The organism is Massilia glaciei (assembly GCF_003011895.2).
GTDB classification, from domain to species: Bacteria; Pseudomonadota; Gammaproteobacteria; order Burkholderiales; family Burkholderiaceae_D; genus Telluria_A; species Telluria_A glaciei.
The window spans coordinates 1-955 of sequence record NZ_PXWF02000064.1 but is presented as its reverse complement, the minus strand read 5'-3'; the positions used below and the strand labels follow the sequence as shown (position 1 = coordinate 955).

Annotated in this window: 1 protein-coding gene; it reads right to left on the bottom strand. The window is 68.4% G+C overall.

Going from position 1 to position 955, the window contains the following annotated elements:
* Window positions 1-955 (bottom strand): PAS domain S-box protein (locus tag C7C56_RS04965; RefSeq protein ID WP_146204287.1); only part of this gene is annotated, 955 nt, incomplete at both ends.

Here is a 955-nt window from a genome sequence, read left to right as displayed (position 1 = left end):
AGGATCTCGTTGATCAGGCGCAGCAGGTACCAGCCGCCCTTGAGGATCTGGTCGATCGAGCGCTGCTGCGCCGGGCTCGGCGCCGGCAGGTCCGAGGCCATCAGCTGGGCGAAGCCGAGCACGCCGTTGAGCGGGGTGCGCAGCTCGTGGCTCATGCTCGAGAGGAACTCGGACTTCGCCAGGTTGGCCTTCTCGGCGGCCGCCTTGGCCGCCTCCAACTCGATGTTGTTTTCCTGCAGGGCCTGTTCGAAGCGCTTGCGCTCGGTGACGTCGCGCGCGGCCGCGAACACGCCGCGCAGGTTGCGCCCGCGGTCGTGGAAGGTGCTCGCGTTGTACGAGACCATGGTCTCGACGCCGTCGCGCGAGCGCGCCGTCAATTCATAGTCGCTGACCCGGCCCTCGCGCAGCACGCGCTTGATGCCCGCCTCGGCCCGCTCGGGGTCGGTGAAGTAATTCTTGAACGGCGCGCCGATCAACTCGTCGCGGGTGCAGCCGGTCAGCGCCTCCATCTGCTGGTTGACGTCGGTGATGATGCCGCGCGGATCGGTCGTCATGAGCGCGTCGATGTTCGACTCGATCAGCGAGCGCGTGTAGAACTGCTGGTCGCGCAGGCTCTGGTCGAGGATCGCCTGCTCGGCCTCGACCCGCTTGCGCGCGGTGTTGTCGGTGCCGATGAGCAAGTAGCCGATGATCGCATCGCCGGCGTCGCGCAGGGCGGTCACCGAGACGAGCGCGTCGAAGCGGCTGTCGTCCTTGCGGATGTAGCTCAGCTCGTAGATGTCCTCGATCCCGCGCGAGGCCTTGAACACGAGCGCCTCGAAGCCGGGCGCGATCGCCACGCCGAGTTCGGCGCTCAGGGCGGCGGCGCGCTCGATCACCTCCTGCGGGTCGGAGATGTCGGCCGGGGTGATCTGGTCGACCACGTCGGCCGCCGCGTAGCCGAGCATGCGCTCGG